Origin of the sequence: Lactobacillus leichmannii (genome assembly GCF_024701915.1) — a bacterium.
Lineage (GTDB): Bacteria > Bacillota > Bacilli > Lactobacillales > Lactobacillaceae > Lactobacillus > Lactobacillus delbrueckii.
The window spans coordinates 1-19,827 of sequence record NZ_QOCY01000052.1 but is presented as its reverse complement, the minus strand read 5'-3'; the positions used below and the strand labels follow the sequence as shown (position 1 = coordinate 19,827).

The following is a 19,827-nucleotide window of genomic DNA, read 5'->3' as shown; positions in this document are numbered from 1 at the left end:
ATATTAGTCTACACAGAGACTAAAATCTTAGGTATTGTCCACAAGGAGACTTTTTATGAACTTAAAAAACCACGAAAGCATTTCAGAATCAGTAACCCTGGCCAGCGTCCGGGCGACTTACGCGTATGAGCAATATGACAAGCTCATGGGAATCACCCAGTACGAGAGCATCATTCTATATGAGCTCTTCACCCACCCCCGCCTGTCACAAAAAGAGCTCGTCTATAGAAGCGGCATCCCCAAGCAATCCATCAGCAAGGGGATCCACAATCTAGCTGAGCTCGGCTACCTGGAAATCAGCTCTGCTGACCAGGACAAGCGGGTCAAGTACTGCGCCTTGACTGAGTCCGGGCTTGCCTATGCCCGGGAAAAAGAAGGTGAAATCCTGGCTATCGAGAAAAAGGTGATCGACAAGCTGGGCTTTGACCGGGCAGCTTTGGCCTGCCAGATTCTGGATGAGTGGTCTGATCTCCTCAGCAAGGAAATAGCTAACTTAAAGGAGGAAAAACATAAATAATGAAAATTCTCTTGCCGTACTTCAAGCGATATAAAAAAGACGTTTTCCTGACTTTGATCACCATCGTCTTTTCAGCTTTTGCCACCCTCTACCAGCCCCGCCTGCTCCAGCAGGTGCAAAATGAACTACTGGCTGACCAGCAGCAGGCCGTCATCCGGGACACCGCGATTTTGATCGGCCTGGGCCTTTTATCCATTATTACCGGGGTCCTCAACGTTTACTACGCCTCCCGGATCACCCAGGGCGTGGTCAGCGACCTCAGAGAAGACACCTATGCCAAGATCCAGACTTTCTCTCTGGCCAATGTGCAGCAATTCTCCTCTGAATCGCTCAGCGTTCGCTTGATCAACGACATGCAGCAAATCATGAACATGATCATGACCATCTTCATGCAGCTGATCCGGATGCCTTTGATCCTCATCGGGTCAATCATCATGGCCATCGTCACCATCCCCCGCTACTGGTGGGCGGTTGTCGTCCTCCTGGCCTTGATCATGGGTCTGGGCGTTGTGGCAGTCAAGCAAATTACCGCCATGTTCGACAGGTTCCAAATGTACATGGACAAAATCTCCGGCCGGACCGGGGAATTTTTGCAAGGGGTCCGGGTGGTAAAATCCTTCAACCAAAGTCCCCAGGAAATTGCCAAATTAAACAAGGATTCTGACGAATTAAACGAAGTCAACATCAAGGTCGGCTACTGGTTCTCCACCATCCTGCCTGGTGCCCAATTGATCTCCTACCTGGTCATCAGCTTAGTGGTCTACTTGATCGGGACCAGCATTCTCCAGCATCCCCAAGACGTTTCCGTCATCACTCCATACGTCAACTATGTTTTGACCATGCTCTTTGCCATCCTGCTGGTCGGCATGGCCGTCATGCAGATTTCCCGGGGTAACGTCTCCTTACGGCGGATCCAGGAAATCATGGACACCCAGCCAGACGTTGTCTTCAATGAAAAAGCCCCGGAAGACGCCTTGGGCGGTTCAATTGAATTTGATGACGTCTCCTTCACCTACCCAGATGGCCAGCAGCCCGTCTTAAAGCACATCTCCTTTGCTGTTGCACCAGGCCAAATGGTCGGTATCGTCGGGGCAACCGGGTCGGGCAAGTCGACCCTGGCCCAGCTGATCGCCCGCCTCTATGACCCAACAACTGGGAAGATCAAGATCGGCGGCAGCGACCTCCGCCAGGTTAATGAGAAGGCCCTCAGAAAGACGGTTTCCTATGTTCTGCAAAAGGCTGTTCTCTTCTCAGGAACCATTGCCGACAACCTCCGCCAAGGGAAAAAGGATGCTACTTCATATGAACTTGAACGGGCAGCGCAAATGGCCCAGGCCAGCGAATTCATCCAGCGCTACGATGAAACTTTTGACCATGAAGTTGAAGAAAGAAGTGCCAACTTATCCGGCGGGCAAAAGCAGCGTCTGTCTATTGCCCGGGGGATCATCGCCGGCAGCCCGATTTTGATTCTGGATGACTCAACTTCCGCCCTGGACGCGGAAAGCGAAAAGCTGGTCCAAGAAGCCCTGGAAAAGCAGCTGCCTGACACGACCACGATCATGATCGCGGAAAAAATCGTTTCTGTCATGCACGCGGACAAGATCCTAGTCCTCGATAACGGCCGCCTGGTTGCTGAAGGCACCCACGAGGAACTGCTCAAAACTTCCCCGGTTTACCAGGAAATCTATAAAACCCAGAAAGCCAAGGAAAGAAAGGAGGAACTTTAATGTCAGACAAGCAAAAGTCGCTTACTTATTTGACGAAATATCTGAAAAACTACAAAAAGCCGATCTTAATTTCAGTTGCCTTCTATCTGATCGCGACCATCGCCCAGGTCATCGCTCCCTCCCTTTTGGGGCAGGCGGTTACGAACTTGTCGGCTTTTGTTAAGTGGCACGGCAGTCTTGGCGTCTTCTACCAGGCCTTAGCCTGGATGGCCGGCTTTTATGCCTTTAACTCCGTGGCCACCTACATTGCCTGGATGATGATGACCCGCTTTAACGCTAACGCCAACAACGACATGCGCAAGGGCCTTTTCGGCAAGCTGCAGCGGATGACCATCCGTTACTTCGATACCCACCAGGACGGGCAGATCCTGTCCTTGTTCAACAGTGACCTGGACAACATCTTCAATGCTTTAAACAACGCCTTTTTTGAAATCATCTCCCAGTCCCTCCTTTTTGTCGGCACGATCATCGTTATGTTTGTCATCAACTGGAAGCTGGCCCTCAGCGTTGTGGCTACTACTCCTTTGATCTTGCTCTTAAGCTGGATCATTATGAAAAAAGCACACGTCTACCTGGACAATCAGCAAGACCGGGTTGGTGAGCTTAATGCCTACATCAACGAACAGCTCAACGGGGAAAACGTGATCATCACCCAGGGACTCAGGGACCAGTCAGTTGCCGGTTTTAAAAAGGAAAACGCCAAGGTGCGGGAAGCCATGTTTAAGGGGCAGTTCTACTCTGGCATCCTGAACCCTCTGGTTTCCGGCTTCTCGCTGTTAAACTTCGCGATCGTGATCGCCACTGGCGCTTACATGATTATGACCAAGCAAGTCAGCCAGGCAGCTGGTCTGGGTTTGATCGTGACTTTTACTGAATATTCCTGGACTTACTTCCAGCCGCTGACTCAAGTAACTTCCATCTACTCCATGCTCCAGCTCGCCTTGACCGGTGCCAGACGGCTTGAGACGGTTGAAGAGCAGGAAGAAGAAAACACGGTACCAGACGGCAAGACTATCTTAGGCGTAAATGACGCTGTCCGCCTGGAAGATGTGCACTTTGGCTACACTCCAGACAAGGAAATCCTGCACGGGGTATCAATTGAGGTGCCTAAGGGGCAGTCGGTCGCTGTTGTTGGCCCAACCGGGTCTGGTAAGACGACGATCATGAACTTGATCAACCGTTTCTATGACGTAAACAGCGGTGCAGTTACTTTTGACGGAGTCGACGTCCGCGACCTTAAATTGGAAAATCTCAGAAGCAATGTCGGGATTGTTTTGCAAGACTCAGTCCTCTTCTCTGGAACAGTAGCTGACAACATCCGCTATGGCAAGCCGGAAGCTTCAATGGATGAAGTTATTGCCGCGGCTAAGGAAGCTCAGCTGCACGACTTTGTCATGACCCTGCCAGAGCAATATGACACGCCGATTGAGAATGGCCAGGCCAATTTCTCTACCGGGCAAAAGCAGCTTTTGTCAATTGCCAGAACCATTCTGGTCGACCCGGCCTTCTTGATCCTGGATGAAGCAACCAGCAACGTCGACACGGTTACGGAAGAAAAGATCCAAAAGGCCATGGACAACGTGATTGCTGGCCGGACCAGCTTCGTGATCGCCCACCGTTTGAAGACGATTTTGAACTCAGACAAGATTGTCGTATTAAAGGACGGCCAAGTCATTGAAGAAGGACCGCACGCCGACTTGATCAAGAAGCGCGGCTTCTACTACCAGCTCTACACCAGCCAGATGGCTTTTGAATAAGAGAAACATGCAAAAAGGACACCTGTCACGAATAGTGATGGGTGTCCTTTTCTTATCTAAATTTTTGATACTTGATCTCTACTTTATTCAGTCTTACCGCTATAGTTGGCAATCCCGCCAATGTTTTGGACTTTGCTGTAGCCAGCTTGCTTAAGCCAGGCAACTGCTTGGCCGCTCCGGTTGCCGCTGCGGCAATAGACAAAGAGCGGGGTATCGAGGTCTGTGATCTCGCCTTGGGCGGACTCGATCTTGCTCAAGGGGATGTTGATGCTGGCCGGGATGTGCCCTGCCGCGTACTCATCCTCTTCTCTGACGTCGATCAGTTTAGCCTGCGGCGTTTTCTGGTATTCTTCAACGCCGGCGTTAATGTCATTTACTTGAAATAGGTTCATGTGCTCCTCCTTAAATTTGCATTAATATATCGATTATAGCACATCATTCATCCATGCGCTTTATCAGCAAGCTGCTTACCCTGATCCAGCTGGAGCTCAGCTTGCTGATGATCGCGGCTGAATTGATCACTCTCATCAATTTGACCTACAGCTATTTTGAATTCAACACCCAGACGCAATTTATCTTATCAATTTTTGAGTTGCTGATCTTATTCGATGCCCGCTTGTACACAAATCTTTTTGATGACGAAGCAGAATCTTTTACTATCAAAGATTATTGGAGCTATTTTGACAAGTCAGACCAGACTTGGCTTGTCATCTATGTTTCTGCTCTGTTTGTCCCCTTCATCTCCGCCAAATTAACCGGCCTGGCGCCCTACCCGACTTTCGCGGAACTTGACCAGTTATTTCTTTTCTAGGAGTATGCGGCCAGTACTTTTTACCAGCTGATAAATGCTATAATTCATATAGTAATTTTACACACTCTGGAGGAAACTATGACTACAGTATTTTTACTTTTAGTTGGGGGCAGTTTGGCTATATTGTTGGTCAACCTGGTCATTTTGCTGAAAGCCAGAAAGAAATTGGCTACTGGCAGCAAAGAAGCAGCTGCACCTTACGACAATTTCTCCAAGCTAACCCTTTCTGCCTTTGCAATCCAAATTCTGCTCAGCATGGTCTACTTGTGGAACTACTGGAGCTCAGCTTTTTCCGCCACTGCCTTGACCGCCCTCCTCCTTTTTGCCGGCAATCTATTGCTGGAATTCGTCATCTTCTGCGATGACTTCTTAAAAGATGCCAGATACAAGAGCCTGTGGGCCTACTTCAAGAGTCTGAAGAAGAGGCAGCAGTTTTGGCTCATCGCAGTTGTCGTGATCACTGCCTTTGCCGGCCTGATCAATTTCTTCCCGGCTCCTTAATTGCCCTCCCTGCTATAGCAGGGATTTTTTGTCGAAAAAGTAATCTGGGAGTAATCCATGTCCAAAAACAAATCTACCATTGATCTGACCTCTGGCCGCATCAGCCTTGGTCTGGTCAAATTTGCCCTGCCCCTGATGGCCGGCAACGTTCTCCAGCAGTGTTACAACTTAACAGACACTTTGGTCGTTGGCCGCTTTATTGGTAAAAATGCCTTAGCCGCTGTCGGCTCAGCCTATACCTTAATGATCTTTCTGACCTCCATCATTCTTGGTCTCAGAATGGGCTGCGGAGCCTTTTTGTCTCAGCCTTAGCCACCGTCATTTCCCAGTACTTTGCTGGCCTATGTTTAACCATCTATGCCTGGCGGCATTTTCCCCAGCTCCGTTTTAAAAAAACGGCCATGGTCTACGACCAAGCTATCAGTAAGAGCATCCTATCTTTAGCCGGCTTGACAGCCCTGCAGCAATCGATCATGAACCTGGGCATGGGCATCCTCATGGTGCAGGGCCGGATTAATTCTTTTGGCGTTAATGTCATGGCTGCATTTAGCTCAGCCGTTAAGATCGATACCCTGGCTTACTCGCCTGTCCAGGATTTTGGCAATGCCTATTTCACCTTCGTCGCGCAAAACTATGGTGCCCAGCAGGCAGACCGGATCAAGCAAGGAAACCGGCAGGCCAGCTGGTGGATTCTGGCCTTCTGCCTGGTCATCAGCAGTCTGGTTGTCTTTTGGGCCAAGCCCTTGCTGGCCCTCTTTAGCAGTGACCCGGAAGTAATTCAGATCGGTATTGGCTACTTGCGGATCGAAGGCAGCTTCTATGCCTTGATTGGTTTCTTATTTATGTTCTATGGCTACTTCCGGGTAATTGATGAGCCAATGATCTCTGTTGTTTTGACGATCTTTTCCTTATGTACCCGGGTTCTTTTGGCCTACCTCTTGTCCGCGGTTCCGTCAATCGGCTATATCGGAATTTGGGCCAGCATCCCAATCGGCTGGGCCCTGGCCGACTTAGCCGGGCTTTACTACCTGCACAAGAAGGCAGTTAAGCCAGCTGACTTTTTTCGATAATTCAGAAATTCTGTTAATAATCTTAGGAGTTAAATATGCATATTGTTTTTACTATTATTTCCATCATTGGCCTGCTTTTAGCCATCGCCTGCCTGGCCTTACTGGCCAATACCCGAAAGCTTTTGATCGGCGGATCTGATATTGACCAATTCTGGCCAAAACGCCGGCGCTTTATGTATTGGACCAACATTTTCATGTTAATTCCAAACGCAATCTATCTGTTTCTTACAATTGCCAGTTACTTTTCAGCGGACTTTGAGCCATCCTTGCTGCTCACCTTTTCTACCATGGCCATGGATCTTTTAATTGGCATCAGCATTATCTTCACTGACTATTTCATCACTGACGAGAAAATCAGCTTCAAGGATTTCTGGTCCGGCAGCAAGACTAGCACGAAGGTCTACTCGATCAGCTTGATTCTCCTTGTTATTTTGACTGTAATCTTAAACCTGCTCATCCATGCCTGGGGCCTGGACTAAAAAACACCCGCCAGCTTGCTAAAAACAAGTCAGCGGGTATTTTATTTTTTGAGGAAAAATTGACAAAATCAGCTAAGCAGTTTCATTTATTCAACGATGCCGAAGCCGCAGTCCAGGCGATTTGTTCGCTAGCCACCAGGGTCATTTGCAGGAAACCAGTTGCTTCCAGTTCTCTTGCCCGCTTCAAGGCGCCGGAGTCAAATACCCGCAAGGGGCTCTCCCTTGATGGTCACCTTCGCTTCCTGGTCATCGCTAGCCAGAAGAACCGTGGTTGGCAGGTCGCCAATTTTTCCGCTTTGCAGAGTTGCGGCAAAAGTCGTGTTGAAGCCCTTGACTACCTTGGAGTCAGGTAGCCAGGACTGGAGCAAGCTTATTCTGGATCTTTGCTCTTTTTGATCATGTCTAAAAGAGCTTGCATGGCCTTAATTTTTTGTACTTGCTCACCATGGATGTCTGGATTGGAATTCCATTCATCAGTCGTCCAGCCCTTAAGGACATAGACGTGCCGGTTCTTGTCATAGTTGCGGATCAGTTCTAAAATATTATCTTCAATCTCTTTGTTAAACGTTTTGCCGCCATTAGCCAGCAGCTGGCGGAACTCCTCTTTAGGAATTGGGTCAGCTTCCTGGAAGCCACTCTTGCTAGTCCAGAGGAAGTGGTCAACGATCTTTCTGGCCAAGTCTTTGCTTTCCAGGCTGACAATCTTGGCATCCCTGCTCCCTAATTGGGTAAAGTAGGCTAGCATGTCCAGCTCTTCCTTCTCCTGCTGGTGACCGGTATAAGCCAGCATATCTTCCGGCTCCCAGTATACATTCGCGTACTCGCTAAAGTAGACATTGTAGACGCCTTCCAGTGATTTTAAGCCATCTGGACCCAGCAGGTCTGCATCCACAAGTATCCGTTCAAATTCTAAGTCGATCCCGTTTTTAAAAAGCTCATGCTGTTCAAAAACATAGTAAGGCACTTTTTCCCGGCGAACCAGTTCAGCAAAATCGATGAATTCATCGTCGCTGATGTCAGGGTAATGATTTTTGTCTTTAATATCTTCGTAAATCTGAGCGAGGTCAACGAGTTCTATTACACCGTAAAGGTTGACGGCTGCTTGGAAGAATTTGTGCAAGAAGTCCAGCTTATCGGTATCAAAGCCGGCATCTGCATACCGCTTCTTCATGGTCTTGTCGAGCAGGCGCTTTGGGTAGCTGGCTTTTTTGCGCATTGCGGCGTGTGGGTGGGTATCACTAGCTAAGTCTAAAAGCGCCTGGCCAAGTTGCTGAAGGTGATCAGTTAAGACATCGTCTTCATCTAAATCGAAAAGGTCGTTATCATCTTTATAAAAAGAATCGTCGAAAAAATCATTCTCTGTGATGTCTTCCTTAGGGATCCCCATCATCTTTCCATATGTATAGCCGCCAAGGCCCCAGCAAGGGAGGTCGTAAAGTGCCCGCTTCATCAAGGTGCAGATTTCTTGGAATGTGTGCTTGCCGTAGTCAAGGCGGTAGAATAGGGAGAGATTTTCAAATTCTTCAGAAGCTGCCTCCAAATTACCTGGGCTGGTTTGGTAGGCATAGGTCACTAACTTGGTGATTTCGTTTATGCCAGTGTCGTTTGGATAGATCTGACTTTCCACCTGATCAAGCGGTTTGCCAAAGGCCTTCAGCTCTGCCAGAATTTTTTGGAAAGCCCGGTCGTCGGCTGTTTCTTGGTGCTCGGCAAAGTCGCGGAGGTCATCAGGAGTTAAGTAGAACTTGCTGCTGAATTCGCAGAGGTCCATGTAGAGGTACCAGATTTCATGAATACTGTCTTCTTTCCAGGCGACACTTTCATGAACCAATAGTGGGCTGGTTAAGGGGATGCCAGAATCATTGAAGTACTTGTTTATGATTTCTGGACTGAAAATAGCGTAATGCTCAAGCAATTTACTGCCTGTGACTTCGCCGAAAGTGAGGAATTGGTCAAATGTGATTTCCGGGTAGTCATGGTTCTGCCTTTTGATGTCTTTGTACAAACCGTACAGGTCTTCAAGGGAGATGATCCCGTATGCATTAACCGCGCCGGTATAGAACTGGAGAAGGAAATCTATCGACTCTTCTGACAGGCCGATTTTCTTGAGTTTAGTGATTGCTGATTTTTGCATGGTCATGCTCCCCCTTTTTGTAAAATACGTTATTGCGTCTAAGACTATTTTACCCGATTTGGTGAGGAAATGTGATGAGCTAGAATTCGAGGGACAAAAATAATCCAGTCCGAAAGTGGACTGGATTATTGGGCTTATTTGACATTGACAATGAAGTTGTCGGTGTCGTAGCGACCACCGTCTGGGAACTTAATAGTCAAGTAGTCTTCATATTTCCCTGGATCCAATGTATATCTAGATCTCAAAGAACCATGGAAGTATATACAGTACCCTTAGGTAATGTAGAAGCCTTAGCTAAAAAGAAACTTGAAAACTGTATAATTTTGTCCTCTCACATATTATTAGATCATTACACACCTCACTTTTTGTCCTAAATGCTGTATTTATCAAATTAGTTTTTTGCAAAACGATCATCTGTTTATTTCGGACGATTTTATTAGCCATTAAAGCTTATCACAGCGCCAATTATAGCCAATTCAGAAAATATCTAGAAAAAACAAAAAGTATGATCCCGGCTATACATATCGGGATCATACTTTAACAAGCTTAACTAATTTGCTACACTCATTACACCACTATTATTTCTTCTTGTGTGCGACTTTTAAAGACTTCTGATAAGCCGTATAAGCCTTTGCTAATTGCTGGTTGACTGCCTTGAGCTTTTTTACCTTAGCATTAGCCGCATCATAGGTCTTTTTACTGCTGGTTACATTTCCTTGCGCAACATTGACCTCTGACTTATCAGCCTTGATTTGTTCATAAGCAGCCTTTGCCGTGTTCATAGTCGACTCATAAGAAGCAACATAACTATTGAGAGCAGCTTCAAATTCCTCAACACTCACTTGCGTCCCCGATTCGCTAGTTAAAATCTTTCCTCTGCCAAAATCTGCCGCACTTGTTCCCGTACTTTGATCAAGAACCAAACCAACATACTCATAATCGCCCATGTAGTTCGTATAGTGACCAGTCACACCACTGCCGTGAGCATCATAAATCGCCTTTTCTTCAGTGTACCAACCAGTTAATGGATCACTGTAGCCCCAAGCCAAATTCTCAGCACGGGAAGCATACACTTCAGTAGGAGCGTTCCTAAAATATGTATGATTCATCGTGCTATCTGAGATAAAACCAGAGATGCTTGCATAGATCATGAGATCATAGTCGACCCCTAGAGCATTATGATTGGAAAAATTGTTGTCCGATGCTCGGAGACTGTTCAGCTCTTTGATCAAAGTAACATCTTTCTTTAAATTGCTTGTCGACAGAAAACTCTTAACTGAATCATCCAGTCCATTAACGTAGCCGGCCAATACAGCAACGTTTGCCATGCCAGCTTTTGAGTCTTGGTAAAAATTAGCCGTTGCCTTGCTCATAATAAAATCATAGCCAGCTGCATCATAGGCACTTGAAGCCTAATCATAACTTGCTTTAGTAGCGGAAACCTTGTTATTGTAGCTAGTTACAGCATCCGTATAAGCCTGGTTGGCACTATCTAAAGCCGCCTTCTTTTGGCTCAAGTCGTTTTGCGCAGCTTCTAATGAACCAAGCTCTGCAGCTTGCTTCTTGTACTTTTCATAAGTAGCCTTAGCTGGATTATAAGCCGCCTTCTTCGCGGTTGCCTTGATCTTGACATTCTTGACCTTGTCTTTTGACTTGTCAGGATAAGTCACGATCACGCTGACCGTATAAGTGCCAGCCTTCTTCAAGTTTGGCTTTGGTGAAAAAGCATACTTAGCCTTAGCTGGCAACTTGCTGGCGTTAGTGATGATACTCTTGGCTGAAAGCTTGCTGCCAGCCTTGACAGTTACGCTCTTAGCCTTTGGCGTGTATTTTTGCGCGTTTGTCTTCTTTACTGCCTTCTTTTTAGCAACCTTCTTCACCGGTTTCTTAGAAGCTTTCTTCTTAGCTACTTTCTTAGTTGCCTTCTTTTTGGTACTCTTTTTGGCCTTCTTTGCCTTTTTAGTACTCTTCTTTGTAGACTTCTTAGCCTTCTTGGTAGCCTTCTTTGCAGCCATGGCAGTTGGAGCAGCTTCTACTGCAGGTACAGCAGCGCCCAAAAGAGCCAGGGCAACAGAAACCTTACTGATGGCTTTCAGCTTTTTACCCATAATTTTGTCCTCTCACATATTATTAGATCATTACACACTTTAATTTTTGCCCTAAACGCTATATTTGTCAAATAGCTTTTACCCCACGATTACTCAAAGCTGGCAAGCAGCTTCTTAATCAGTGAAAGCTTGTCGCTATGCGGATTATAAATGACCTTGATCTTGTACCGGCTCCTCTCCTGCATCCCCGCCAATGGTAAATATCTTATATGCTCCCTGTCCGTCAGCACATACTCAAATAATCCCTTAGGATAAAAAGCCACCGCCTTGTTCAAGGAAACCAGCATCTGCATCTGCTCAATGTTGGAAATATGCGCGCAGCTGGCTTGACATTCCTCTGGCAAGGTCGACAAAAAAGCCTGCCGCAGGTAATTCGAATTCTCCTCCGGCATATAATACAAAACCGGCAGGTTGCCAATCTCCGTAAGGGGAAATTCCTCCAGCTTGCTAAGCGGATTCAAATCGCTGACGCCCATGATCATTTCATTTTCATACACGTCTGCACTGGCTAAATCCGGCTCAGTAACCACCAGGCCCGGATCCCCGTAATCCAGCACCGTCGCCAGATCCACCAGGCCATTGGCTATATCGCTCAGCAAGTGATCGATACTTTCATGCACTATGCTCAGCTGCATCTTTTTATCTAAGAAGCCGTACAGCTTCTCCCGCAGCAAGGCCCCGTCAAATGGCGAAAAATAGCCGCAAATCAGCCGTTGCTTGGTCGTTGACTCGTAGCGCAAAGCACTAACGTTCACGCTAAACTTCTGCAGCATATTCCCGACATATATGTAAAAGTCCCGGCCTACCGGGGTGACAAAAATCTTGTTCTTCTCTCGGTCAAAGAGCTTCAGCCCCAGCTCATCCTCCAGCTTCTTCATCATCTGCGATACCGCCCTTTGCGAGACAAACTCACTCTCCGCCGCCTTCTGAAAGCTGCCCTCTTCAACTACCTTGCAGAACATCTTCAGCTTTTCAAAATCCATCGTCTCACCTTTTCTAAAATCTGCCCGAACTATCTGCTTCGCCTGTGCAACCGTTTACTCTCTATTACTCTAACCCTAAATCCCTTATAGTTTCAAGTGTAAGTAATCTTAAGTAGTTTTTGTAAGGAGAAAATAATGACAATTGCAGCTAAAGACAAGTATGATGTAGTAGTTGTTGGTTCGGGTGCGGCAGGTCAAGCCGCTGCCTTGACTGCCCAGGAAAACGGCGCCAGCGTCCTCTTATTGGAAAAAGGCCGCACTACCGGCGGTAGCGCCAACTACAGTGAAGGGATCTTCGCCGTTGGCTCCTACCTGCAAAAGGAAAAAGGGATCGAAGTCTCCGGTACTGACGTTTTGAAGGAAGAAGTCGAATATTCTAAGTACAAGGCTGACTCCAGAATCTGGCGCAAGTACGTTGACACTAGCGCAGAAAACGTTCAATGGCTGGCCAACGAAGGCGTTGTTTTTGAACGGGTCCAAGCCATGGGGGCCGGGGAAGCAACTTGGCACATCTACGAAGGCTTCGGCTACGGCGCCATCCACAAGGCTCTGGAACCGAAATTCCTCAAGCTGGGCGGGGAACTCTTAACCTCTACCGCGGCTGTTGCCCTGAAGCTGAACGAAGATGGCAGCAAGACCATCACGCTTAGAAACGAAGCTGACGGCACTACTGAAGACGTTACGGCCAAGGTTGTCGTTCTAGCAGCTGGCGGTTACCTCAACAACAAGGAAATGATGGCTAAAGAAACTGACTACGACTTGAGCCGGATGATCCCTGTTTCAAGCGGCAAGGGTACTGGTGATGGACTTCGCCTGGGCTGGAGCGTTGGGGGCCGCAAGTACGGCACCGGCATGGCCATGCTCTTTGGTGGCTACTTGGATGACCCAGACCAGCCTTACTTCAAGATGATGTCCAGCCAGATGAACGTCGCTGCCGGCCAGCAGCCCCTGCTCTGGGTCAATGAAGATGGTGAACGCTTCGTTGACGAATCTGTCATCTACAACTTCAGCTACGCTGGCAATGCTCTCTACACCCAAAATGAAGTCTACAGCATTTTGGACACCGGCGTGATTGAAAAGATGGCCAAGGACGGCAACTACATGGGTCTGGGCGTTTACGTTGAACGCGGTGACAAGATGGACAAGCTGGCCGCTGAAATCGACCAAGCGGTTGCTGACAAGAAGCCGTTCATCTTTAAAGCAGACACGATTGAAGAACTGGCTGAAAAGACTGGCCTGCCAAAGGACCAATTGACTGCTACTATCGCCCGCTACAACGGCTTTGCCGCTAAGGGTGAAGACGAAGACTTCGGCAAGGAGGCTGACTACCTGGTTGCTGTTGAAAAAGGCCCATTCTACGCCTTCAAGCTCAATATCGGCGCCTTCTGCACTATGGGCGGTTTAAAGGTCAACGTCAACAACGAAGTTGAAGACGAAAAGGGCAAGGTGATCCCTGGTCTTTACGCGGCCGGCAACGACGCCAGCGGCTTGACCGGCGACACTTACGGCCCGAACATGCCTGGTACCTGCGCTGGCTACGCCTTCTACTCCGGCAGAAACGCTGCCCTTGACGCGCAAAAGTATCTGTAAACACACAAAAAGACTGCCTTCCGGCAGCCTTTTTTCGTATCGTCACTTATTTCCTGCTTCTTTGCCTAATTTTTGGCCAAAAAGCCACTAGGAGCAAGACAAATGCAGCGAGTCCGCTAATCAAGCTTCCTAGTTTCAGCTTCGGGATTGTGTAGGTGAGCTGGACCTTGTTTTTGACCTGTCTGAAGAAGATCCCGGCCATGAAGATCAAAATAAAGATACCGAGATAAGAGTAGCGGGACCAGTAGCTGTCGACCAGCTTGAGGCAAAAGAGCATCCCTGCCCCGCAAATTCGCGGAGGGGATGCTCTTTCGATTACCGTAAATCCTCATAGCCCGGCTTGGTTAAGACCTTAGCCGCGTAAGAACAAGTCGCCCGCAGTCTGGCGCCATTCTCCCGGGCAGCAGAAGCAACGGTATCAACCAACTTCCGGCCCAGTCCTTGTCCACCATAGGCTGGATCTACCTTAGTCGTTGTGATGATCCAGTGATCACCCTTGTCTTCATATACGCACCGGCCAATCAGCTTGCCGTCATCATATACTGCGGCCCGCTTTTGCTCTTCTTCAAACTTGACTTCCATCTTATTCACCTAAAATTGCTTCTTCCAGCTTTTCAGCTGTATCCACGATCACAGTTGCCCCGTGTTTTTGCAAAAATGGCACGCTTCTAAAGCCCCAATTGACCGCGATTTCGTCCATTTCAGAATTCCGCGCGGTCTGGATGTCGATTTCAGAGTCGCCGATGTAGACGCACTTGTCTCTTGGCACGCCCAACACCTTGACGCACTCACTAGTCATGTCCGGAGCTGGTTTGCGGCGGATCCCGCTTCTTTCACCCAAGGCAAAGTCGAAGCTGCCCGGGAAAAGTTCTTCGACCAGGACCTGGACGGCTTCATTTGGCTTGTTGGAAACGACAGCCAGCTTGACGCCTTTTTGCCGGAGATTTTTCATCAAATCCAAGATGCCTGGGAAGGGACCAGTCTTAATCTGGCAATGGTCAGCGTAATAAGGCTTGAAAACTTCCAGGACCCGGTTAACTTCTGCTTGGGTAACGGCTTCTGGGATCTGTTCATCCTTGGTGCCAAAGGCGACCAGACTTTCCCGGCTGCTGCCAGCTTCATAGGCCAGGGCCCGGGTGACCGCCACCACGACCCCGCTGCCAAAGAAGTTCTTGATGTCTTCAACGGTAAAGTCATGCCGGTGGCCGGTTTGTTCAAACGCGTAGTTCAATGCACTTGTTAAGTCGGCGCTCGTGTCTAAGATTGTGCCGTCCATGTCAAAAATCGCGGCTTTATATTTCATCAGTTTCACCTCGCTTTCATTATACCATCTGGCGGAAAAAAATAGGCCTGCCCGTATAGAGCAGACCTATTCCCTTGGCTATGAATATTTTTTCCTTACTTCAACCAAAGCAAAAAAGCCGTACCCGTCAAAAGACAGGTACGACTTTTCAGAACTGTTTGATTTTGCCCATGTTAAATATGACTTGCTGAACTAGCTGCATCAACCTCTTTTTCTGCAAAAGAAATGGTCTGGTCTGCTTCAGTTAAAGCTAGTCCAGCCGCGGCTTGCCCCGCCAGACGGCCAAAGGTGTGCGCGTGGCTGGCTGCCAGGCCAGGTACCCGGTCATTGTAGCTGCCCCAGAAGAAGCCTCCAGCATCGTTGCCGGCCGCGTACAAGCCTGGAATCGGGTCATGATTTTCATCTAAAACTTCCATCTTAGTATTGATTCTGAGCCCATCAAAAGTGCAGAGGATGCGGCCACCCAGGATGCAGCCGTAGTAAGGCTTCTTCTTGATTGGCGTAATCCGGTAGGCTTCCTTGCCGAATTCCTTGTGCTATAAGAAATGTGGAAGAATGTGCGCTTGATACCGGCTGGTTCACATTATAGCCAAGATATTCAACTTTGCGACTATTGCATCATCGATATCTCTACTTCCAGCACCGACATGCCTGTCTGGAACATACCCAGCACATAACATAGGACTCTGCCGGTTTCCATTTCTCTCACGAGCGTTCACTGCCAAGCTTTCGCATTGACAGCGTGGGCGATCTCTGCACTCGATATGCTCACATCACCTGTACGGCCGGGGCCGCAAGCAATGCCTTTATCCGAAGATGAGCAACCGAACTGTCTCACGAGTTCTGAACTCGCTTCCCGCATGTTCTTCCATTTGAGGAATTGCATGCGCGGTCGTAGAAACCAATTCGCTGCCAAAACAACTTATCGGCTTCCCGTCCGGTGAGCCATCTGCACCGAAACAGCCACTTACGCAACTGCTCAAGTAACAGATGGCATTCCGGTCATTAGCCTGCCCGCATGAATCCTTGAAGATCCCTTAATTTTTTACAATGCTTTATTGCATCTTGGATGATTAATCAAAAAAGTAAGATTCATCATCGCGTTCATGTCTCGATCTACAACCTTGTTGTGGTTCGGGCATTTTTTATTGTAGCACACGTATTCATTGTGCTTGGTGCCATACTTCTTATTGCCAGAAAGAGTAATCTTTTCGTCATTTTTCTTGACGTTGCCGCACGCTGCACAGCGTTGGGTGCTTGGATAAAAGCGATTGGCAATCACCAGATTAACCCCGGCAGACTTGCACTTGTATTCAAGATAGCTGCGAAAGCATCCAAACAGCGCACGGTGTACGCCTTTTGAAGCGACATGGCTCATAAGCATGCCCTTAACGTCCAGATCCTCAATGCAAATTGCATCATATTCTCTGACAAGGTGAGTTGTGTACTTGTGCATCGCATCATCCTGCATGCGGTGAGCACGCTCGTAAAGCTTCTGAAGCTTGATTCTCGCTTTTTGATAGCTTTTTGAGCGCTTCCCGGCAATCTGGCCATTTTCTTCCAGCTTTCTTGCCAGAATCCGCTGCTGGTGTTTGATGTTCTCATATACTCTTTCCAGATTGACGGCACCATTGTTTCCCTTGTGCAGAAAATAGTGTTCTCCCTCTGCATCATTGAAATGGCTGACATTGACATCGATCCCTGTCTTCTTACCCGTGTGCTTGTGAATGTATGGTGGCGCCTCATACTTGTAGGGAACCGCCATGTAGTAATGGCTGTGTTCACGGTAAAAGCTTACCGTTCCAAATTCGGCATTTTTTGGGATTTCAGAAAATCTTATGCTATGCCACTCACCCTTATAAGGTGCTGGGACAGGCAAGGTCAGCTTCCCGTGATTGCCTTCCTTTGCGAGCACCACGCCTTGATTTAGCTTAAAGCCTTGGCGCTTGGCTTTCTTGGATTGAAAAACGGGGTGTCCGGCACCTCTTTTAACTTTGAGTGCCTTATCTTTGGCAAACTTCTTGAACGCTTTGCCCAAGTCAGCACATGCTTGCTGCAGGATACGGGAAGAGATCTGCCTTTCCCATGACTGTTTGCTTGCCGTAAGCTTTTTCTGAATCAGTGCTGCGGTTGGGTAGTAATTGGAAATAAACAGCTCCTGCTCTTCAGTAAATTGCCGTTCTTCTTTCGGCTTCTTGAATTCCGCCAGAATCTCTGGACTGACTAGCATACGGTATTCCGAATAGGTAGCATTCCACAGTTCTAGGGCCTTATTGTAGCAATAACGACGATAGTCACACCACTGGTCCAAGACGTGAGCCATAGTAGCATCTGGATATAGACGATATACGTGAGTCCTTTTGGTTGCCATTTGTCTTCACCTCTTTTCGACAAGCATATTTTAGCACGTATCCCAGCTCTTTTCCAAACATACGTTTGAGAAAGAGCCAAAAAATGCGCTGCATCTTTTGATTAAAATCATAGGTGCAACACACTTAAATTCTATTAAATAGATTCGTTTTCTTTCGCAAGAACATTACGCTATATTTTTCGATATAGTTCTATATTACTTGTTACTAATTAGTAGCTCTTGGTGGTCAATCACGGCTTGGTTGTTGTTAGCAACAGCTCCTTCCAGCTTATCAGCCGGCAGATTCAATTTTTCAGCTAATTCTTCTAAAGTATCAGCCTTTACGACCAGACCATCCTTGACATGTTGTTCAGTGTCAGCGATAAAAGCTTCCTTATCTTTCATGTAGCCTGGGAAGCCATAGCGGGCGCAGACAAGCATGTGAACTTTTTCCAGAGTTTCAGCGTAGTCATCGTCCCAAATCATAGCGTACAGGTATCCTGGTTCTTTAGCAGCCGCATTGACGATGAAATTGATAAGGAACAGATTCGTTCGCGAAACGTTCACCGCGCAGGTTCACCTCAAGGAATGGGTATGAACCGATCCAGAGCCAGTGGTCGTAAGTAGCGGTTTGATAGTACATGTCTTCAGTCTTTTTCCCAACTGGTACCAGGCCGCGGTCAAAAATCGTTTCAGCTGGTTCTTCATCGCGGATTGCGCCGACGTTCAAGGCTGAAGTAATCCCTGCCCCGTTTGAGCGAGGTGAGTCATTGTAGACGTTCTTCTTCAAAGACAGCGGATTCCATCCCTTAAGCAGGTCAACGTTGGCTGAGTAGCCACCCGTCGTCAGGATAACGCCCTTCTTTGCTTTAATTTGGTAGTATTCGTCCTTCACTAGGTCCTTCACCAAGGCTCCAGTTACCCGGCAAGCTTCTTTGATCAAGTTCACCAAGATAGTTTCAAAGCGGAGGTCCACCCCATGTTCTTCTTGGTATTCTAGGAACCAGTCACCATATGAGGTAAAGCTTTGGTCGTCAAAAGTCGGATCATTTTCAGTTGGGAAAGCCTGGTAGGCCTTATTGGTTACCATGGCATCAGCTTCAGCTCTGAGATGGGCACCGTTCGGCTTGAGGACCTTTTCTTCCAACCAGTCCAAGGTTGCCCCGCTGTTGTCAGCCCAGGTTTCCAAAAGGCGCTGGTCGACATTGTGCTGGGCAAAAGCGGCCAGGCTTTCAACCAGTTCTTGCTTGTTGATGGTCACGCCGGCGGCTTTTTGCGCCCGGGAGCCAACACTGGCCAAACCCACCCGCATCAAGTTGATAGTCTTTTCCTTCTCAATCAAGATGGTGTTAGCGCCAGCTTCTTTAGCGGCAGCAGCGGCTTCCATCCCTGCATTGCCCGCGCCCACAACCAGGACGTCCGTTTCAACAGTATATGCAGCAGATGCATTAGTGTCTAAGTGGTCAACATTGTCGTAAAGCTTAGTCATGCTTTTTTCTTTTTATCAACTAAAGCGTTTTCAACTATTAATTTATCATGCAATAATTGAGTTGAGAAATATCGAGTTGGTATCGGTTATAGCGGAAATGCATAAGAAGACAAAGATGGACTTAAGGCAGCTGGAAGTTTTTATCAACTTGACGGAGAGTTTGAACCATTCAAAGACCGCGGAGAACCTGCACCTTTCTCAGCCGGCCGTTAGCCGGATCATTTAGCGGATAGAAGACGAAATTGGCGTCACCTTTTTTTACCGTAACCACCGGGAAGTAAAGCTGACTAAGAATGGGAAGCTGTTTTACGATGACAGCAAGAGCTTGACCAACAGCTATAACAAGGCCCTGCAGCGAACCAGAAATTCTCTTAACCGGGAGCAAAGCAACTTAACGATTGGGACTACGGATACCCCGCTAGAGCAAGCAATTCTGCCAGAGATGATCAAAGCTTTTCACCGGGAATACCCGAATTGCAAGATTTTTCTTGAGGGATTTGATCATAACCGGCTCAATTGACCACGACAGCGATGTGATTTTTACGCCCCATGATGATCTAGCCGAGGTGAAATACTATCATCTTTTTAGCGGACACTTTGTGGCAATTATACCAGTGGACCACCATTTAAGTGACAGAGTGGAGCTTGAACTGGATGATTTGGCAGGAGAAAAGATTTTGCTGATGGACAACAACTGGTGCCCGCCAGAACAACTGAAGCTCCAGGAGACGATCAGAAAGAAGGTCGATGACTTAGACATCAGCTACGTTAACGACGTTGAGATCGTCAGCTTAATGGTCAAGGCGGGTCTAGGGATCACCGTGATGCCAAGTTTTGTGGCGATCGAAAAAGCAGATGAGATCAAGGCGGTAAAGTTGAACTACCCCTGCCCCGCTGGACTATGGCCTGGTCTGCCGAAAAGATGAAGCAGAGCAGACCCCCTGGTCCTCGCCTTCTGCCAGGTCATGCAGGAACAGGCGGAAGGGATGTGATTTTTGCTTGGGAGCA

Annotated in this window: 23 protein-coding genes and 1 pseudogene; 11 read left to right on the top strand and 13 right to left on the bottom strand. The window is 47.8% G+C overall.

All coding sequences use genetic code 11. The features are described from left to right. Positions 1–55: 55 nt before the first annotated feature. Genes DS743_RS07755 through DS743_RS07745 form a run of 3 tightly spaced genes read left to right on the top strand, consistent with a single transcriptional unit; the run spans position 56 to position 4,001 of the window. Complete coding sequence (locus DS743_RS07755; RefSeq protein ID WP_025895802.1) at positions 56–517, top strand: MarR family winged helix-turn-helix transcriptional regulator; 462 nt, start codon at positions 56–58, stop codon at positions 515–517. Further along, positions 517–2,244 (top strand): ABC transporter ATP-binding protein, encoded by a 1,728-nt coding sequence (locus DS743_RS07750; protein ID WP_035184448.1) that lies wholly within the window; start codon positions 517–519, stop codon positions 2,242–2,244. The genes DS743_RS07755 and DS743_RS07750 overlap by 1 nt, the downstream gene beginning before the upstream one ends. Next, complete coding sequence (locus DS743_RS07745) at positions 2,244–4,001, top strand: ABC transporter ATP-binding protein (RefSeq protein WP_035184446.1); 1,758 nt, start codon at positions 2,244–2,246, stop codon at positions 3,999–4,001. The genes DS743_RS07750 and DS743_RS07745 overlap by 1 nt, the downstream gene beginning before the upstream one ends. A gap of 83 nt (positions 4,002–4,084) precedes the next feature. On the opposite strand, the gene DS743_RS07740 is transcribed toward DS743_RS07745, so the two are convergent. Further along, positions 4,085–4,393, bottom strand: coding sequence for a rhodanese-like domain-containing protein (locus tag DS743_RS07740; RefSeq protein WP_003612882.1), 309 nt, complete (start codon positions 4,391–4,393; stop codon positions 4,085–4,087). A gap of 53 nt (positions 4,394–4,446) precedes the next feature. Here DS743_RS07740 and DS743_RS07735 point away from each other — a divergent pair, with 53 nt between their 5' ends. From DS743_RS07735 to DS743_RS07715, 5 genes are all read left to right on the top strand, one after another. Further along, entirely contained in the window at positions 4,447–4,812 is a 366-nt protein-coding gene (locus tag DS743_RS07735; RefSeq protein ID WP_035184444.1) for a hypothetical protein, read from the top strand. Positions 4,813–4,890: 78 nt separating this feature from the next. Further along, entirely contained in the window at positions 4,891–5,313 is a 423-nt protein-coding gene (locus DS743_RS07730; RefSeq protein ID WP_231128307.1) for an ABC transporter ATP-binding protein, read from the top strand. Positions 5,314–5,370: 57 nt separating this feature from the next. Further along, positions 5,371–5,625 carry an MATE family efflux transporter gene (locus DS743_RS07725; protein ID WP_051977307.1) on the top strand — a complete coding sequence of 85 codons (255 nt, stop codon included), beginning with the start codon at positions 5,371–5,373 and terminating at the stop codon, positions 5,623–5,625. Between the two features lie 89 nt (positions 5,626–5,714). Next, complete coding sequence (locus DS743_RS07720) at positions 5,715–6,383, top strand: MATE family efflux transporter (protein ID WP_051977306.1); 669 nt, start codon at positions 5,715–5,717, stop codon at positions 6,381–6,383. 35 nt (positions 6,384–6,418) lie between these two features. Further along, entirely contained in the window at positions 6,419–6,862 is a 444-nt protein-coding gene (locus tag DS743_RS07715; RefSeq protein ID WP_013439568.1) for a DUF1751 domain-containing protein, read from the top strand. A gap of 82 nt (positions 6,863–6,944) precedes the next feature. Here DS743_RS07715 and DS743_RS07710 read toward each other — a convergent pair. The 5 genes and pseudogenes from DS743_RS07710 to DS743_RS07690 all read right to left on the bottom strand — a co-directional run. Next, positions 6,945–7,242: pseudogene (locus DS743_RS07710) on the bottom strand (NAD(P)-binding domain-containing protein); the annotation flags it as partial. Then, positions 7,233–8,996: a hypothetical protein gene (locus DS743_RS07705; RefSeq protein ID WP_016396632.1), complete on the bottom strand. Its 1,764-nt coding sequence runs from the start codon at positions 8,994–8,996 to the stop codon at positions 7,233–7,235. The pseudogene DS743_RS07710 and the gene DS743_RS07705, both read right to left, overlap by 10 nt. 578 nt (positions 8,997–9,574) lie before the next feature. Then, positions 9,575–10,369 carry a hypothetical protein gene (locus DS743_RS07700; protein WP_141372477.1) on the bottom strand — a complete coding sequence of 265 codons (795 nt, stop codon included), beginning with the start codon at positions 10,367–10,369 and terminating at the stop codon, positions 9,575–9,577. A 39-nt stretch (positions 10,370–10,408) separates the two neighbouring features. Then, positions 10,409–11,104: a Rib/alpha-like domain-containing protein gene (locus DS743_RS07695; protein ID WP_051977305.1), complete on the bottom strand. Its 696-nt coding sequence runs from the start codon at positions 11,102–11,104 to the stop codon at positions 10,409–10,411. A gap of 89 nt (positions 11,105–11,193) precedes the next feature. Beyond that, positions 11,194–12,087: a LysR family transcriptional regulator gene (locus DS743_RS07690; protein ID WP_035184440.1), complete on the bottom strand. Its 894-nt coding sequence runs from the start codon at positions 12,085–12,087 to the stop codon at positions 11,194–11,196. 135 nt (positions 12,088–12,222) lie between these two features. Between DS743_RS07690 and vprA the strand changes: the two genes are divergently transcribed. Further along, positions 12,223–13,677, top strand: coding sequence for a vinyl phenol reductase (gene vprA, locus DS743_RS07685; protein WP_035184437.1), 1,455 nt, complete (start codon positions 12,223–12,225; stop codon positions 13,675–13,677). 46 nt (positions 13,678–13,723) lie between these two features. Here vprA and DS743_RS07680 read toward each other — a convergent pair whose 3' ends face one another. The 7 genes from DS743_RS07680 to DS743_RS07650 form a co-directional block, all read right to left on the bottom strand. After that, complete coding sequence (locus DS743_RS07680) at positions 13,724–13,954, bottom strand: hypothetical protein (protein WP_035184436.1); 231 nt, start codon at positions 13,952–13,954, stop codon at positions 13,724–13,726. A 38-nt stretch (positions 13,955–13,992) separates the two neighbouring features. After that, a complete protein-coding gene (locus DS743_RS07675; RefSeq protein WP_035184434.1) occupies positions 13,993–14,259 on the bottom strand; it encodes a GNAT family N-acetyltransferase in 267 nt (88 codons plus the stop codon). A 1-nt stretch (position 14,260) separates the two neighbouring features. Continuing rightward, positions 14,261–14,980: an HAD family hydrolase gene (locus DS743_RS07670; protein ID WP_035184433.1), complete on the bottom strand. Its 720-nt coding sequence runs from the start codon at positions 14,978–14,980 to the stop codon at positions 14,261–14,263. A gap of 173 nt (positions 14,981–15,153) precedes the next feature. Beyond that, positions 15,154–15,477 (bottom strand): FAD-binding protein, encoded by a 324-nt coding sequence (locus DS743_RS07665; protein WP_257786139.1) that lies wholly within the window; start codon positions 15,475–15,477, stop codon positions 15,154–15,156. 548 nt (positions 15,478–16,025) lie between these two features. Continuing rightward, positions 16,026–17,351: an RNA-guided endonuclease InsQ/TnpB family protein gene (locus tag DS743_RS07660; protein WP_035184431.1), complete on the bottom strand. Its 1,326-nt coding sequence runs from the start codon at positions 17,349–17,351 to the stop codon at positions 16,026–16,028. Positions 17,352–17,546: 195 nt separating this feature from the next. After that, complete coding sequence (locus DS743_RS07655) at positions 17,547–17,816, bottom strand: hypothetical protein (protein WP_196768178.1); 270 nt, start codon at positions 17,814–17,816, stop codon at positions 17,547–17,549. A 22-nt stretch (positions 17,817–17,838) separates the two neighbouring features. Further along, positions 17,839–18,819, bottom strand: a complete 981-nt coding sequence (locus DS743_RS07650; RefSeq protein WP_196768179.1) for an FAD-binding protein — start codon at positions 18,817–18,819, stop codon at positions 17,839–17,841. Positions 18,820–18,934: 115 nt separating this feature from the next. On the opposite strand from DS743_RS07650, the gene DS743_RS07645 reads away from it, so the two are divergent. Then, positions 18,935–19,045 carry a LysR family transcriptional regulator gene (locus tag DS743_RS07645; protein WP_231520484.1) on the top strand — a complete coding sequence of 37 codons (111 nt, stop codon included), beginning with the start codon at positions 18,935–18,937 and terminating at the stop codon, positions 19,043–19,045. A gap of 307 nt (positions 19,046–19,352) precedes the next feature. Further along, the gene (locus DS743_RS07640) at positions 19,353–19,745 is read left to right on the top strand and encodes a LysR substrate-binding domain-containing protein (RefSeq protein ID WP_308184318.1); all 393 of its coding nucleotides are present in this window, start codon (positions 19,353–19,355) and stop codon (positions 19,743–19,745) included. The last annotated feature ends 82 nt before the right edge of the window (positions 19,746–19,827 follow it).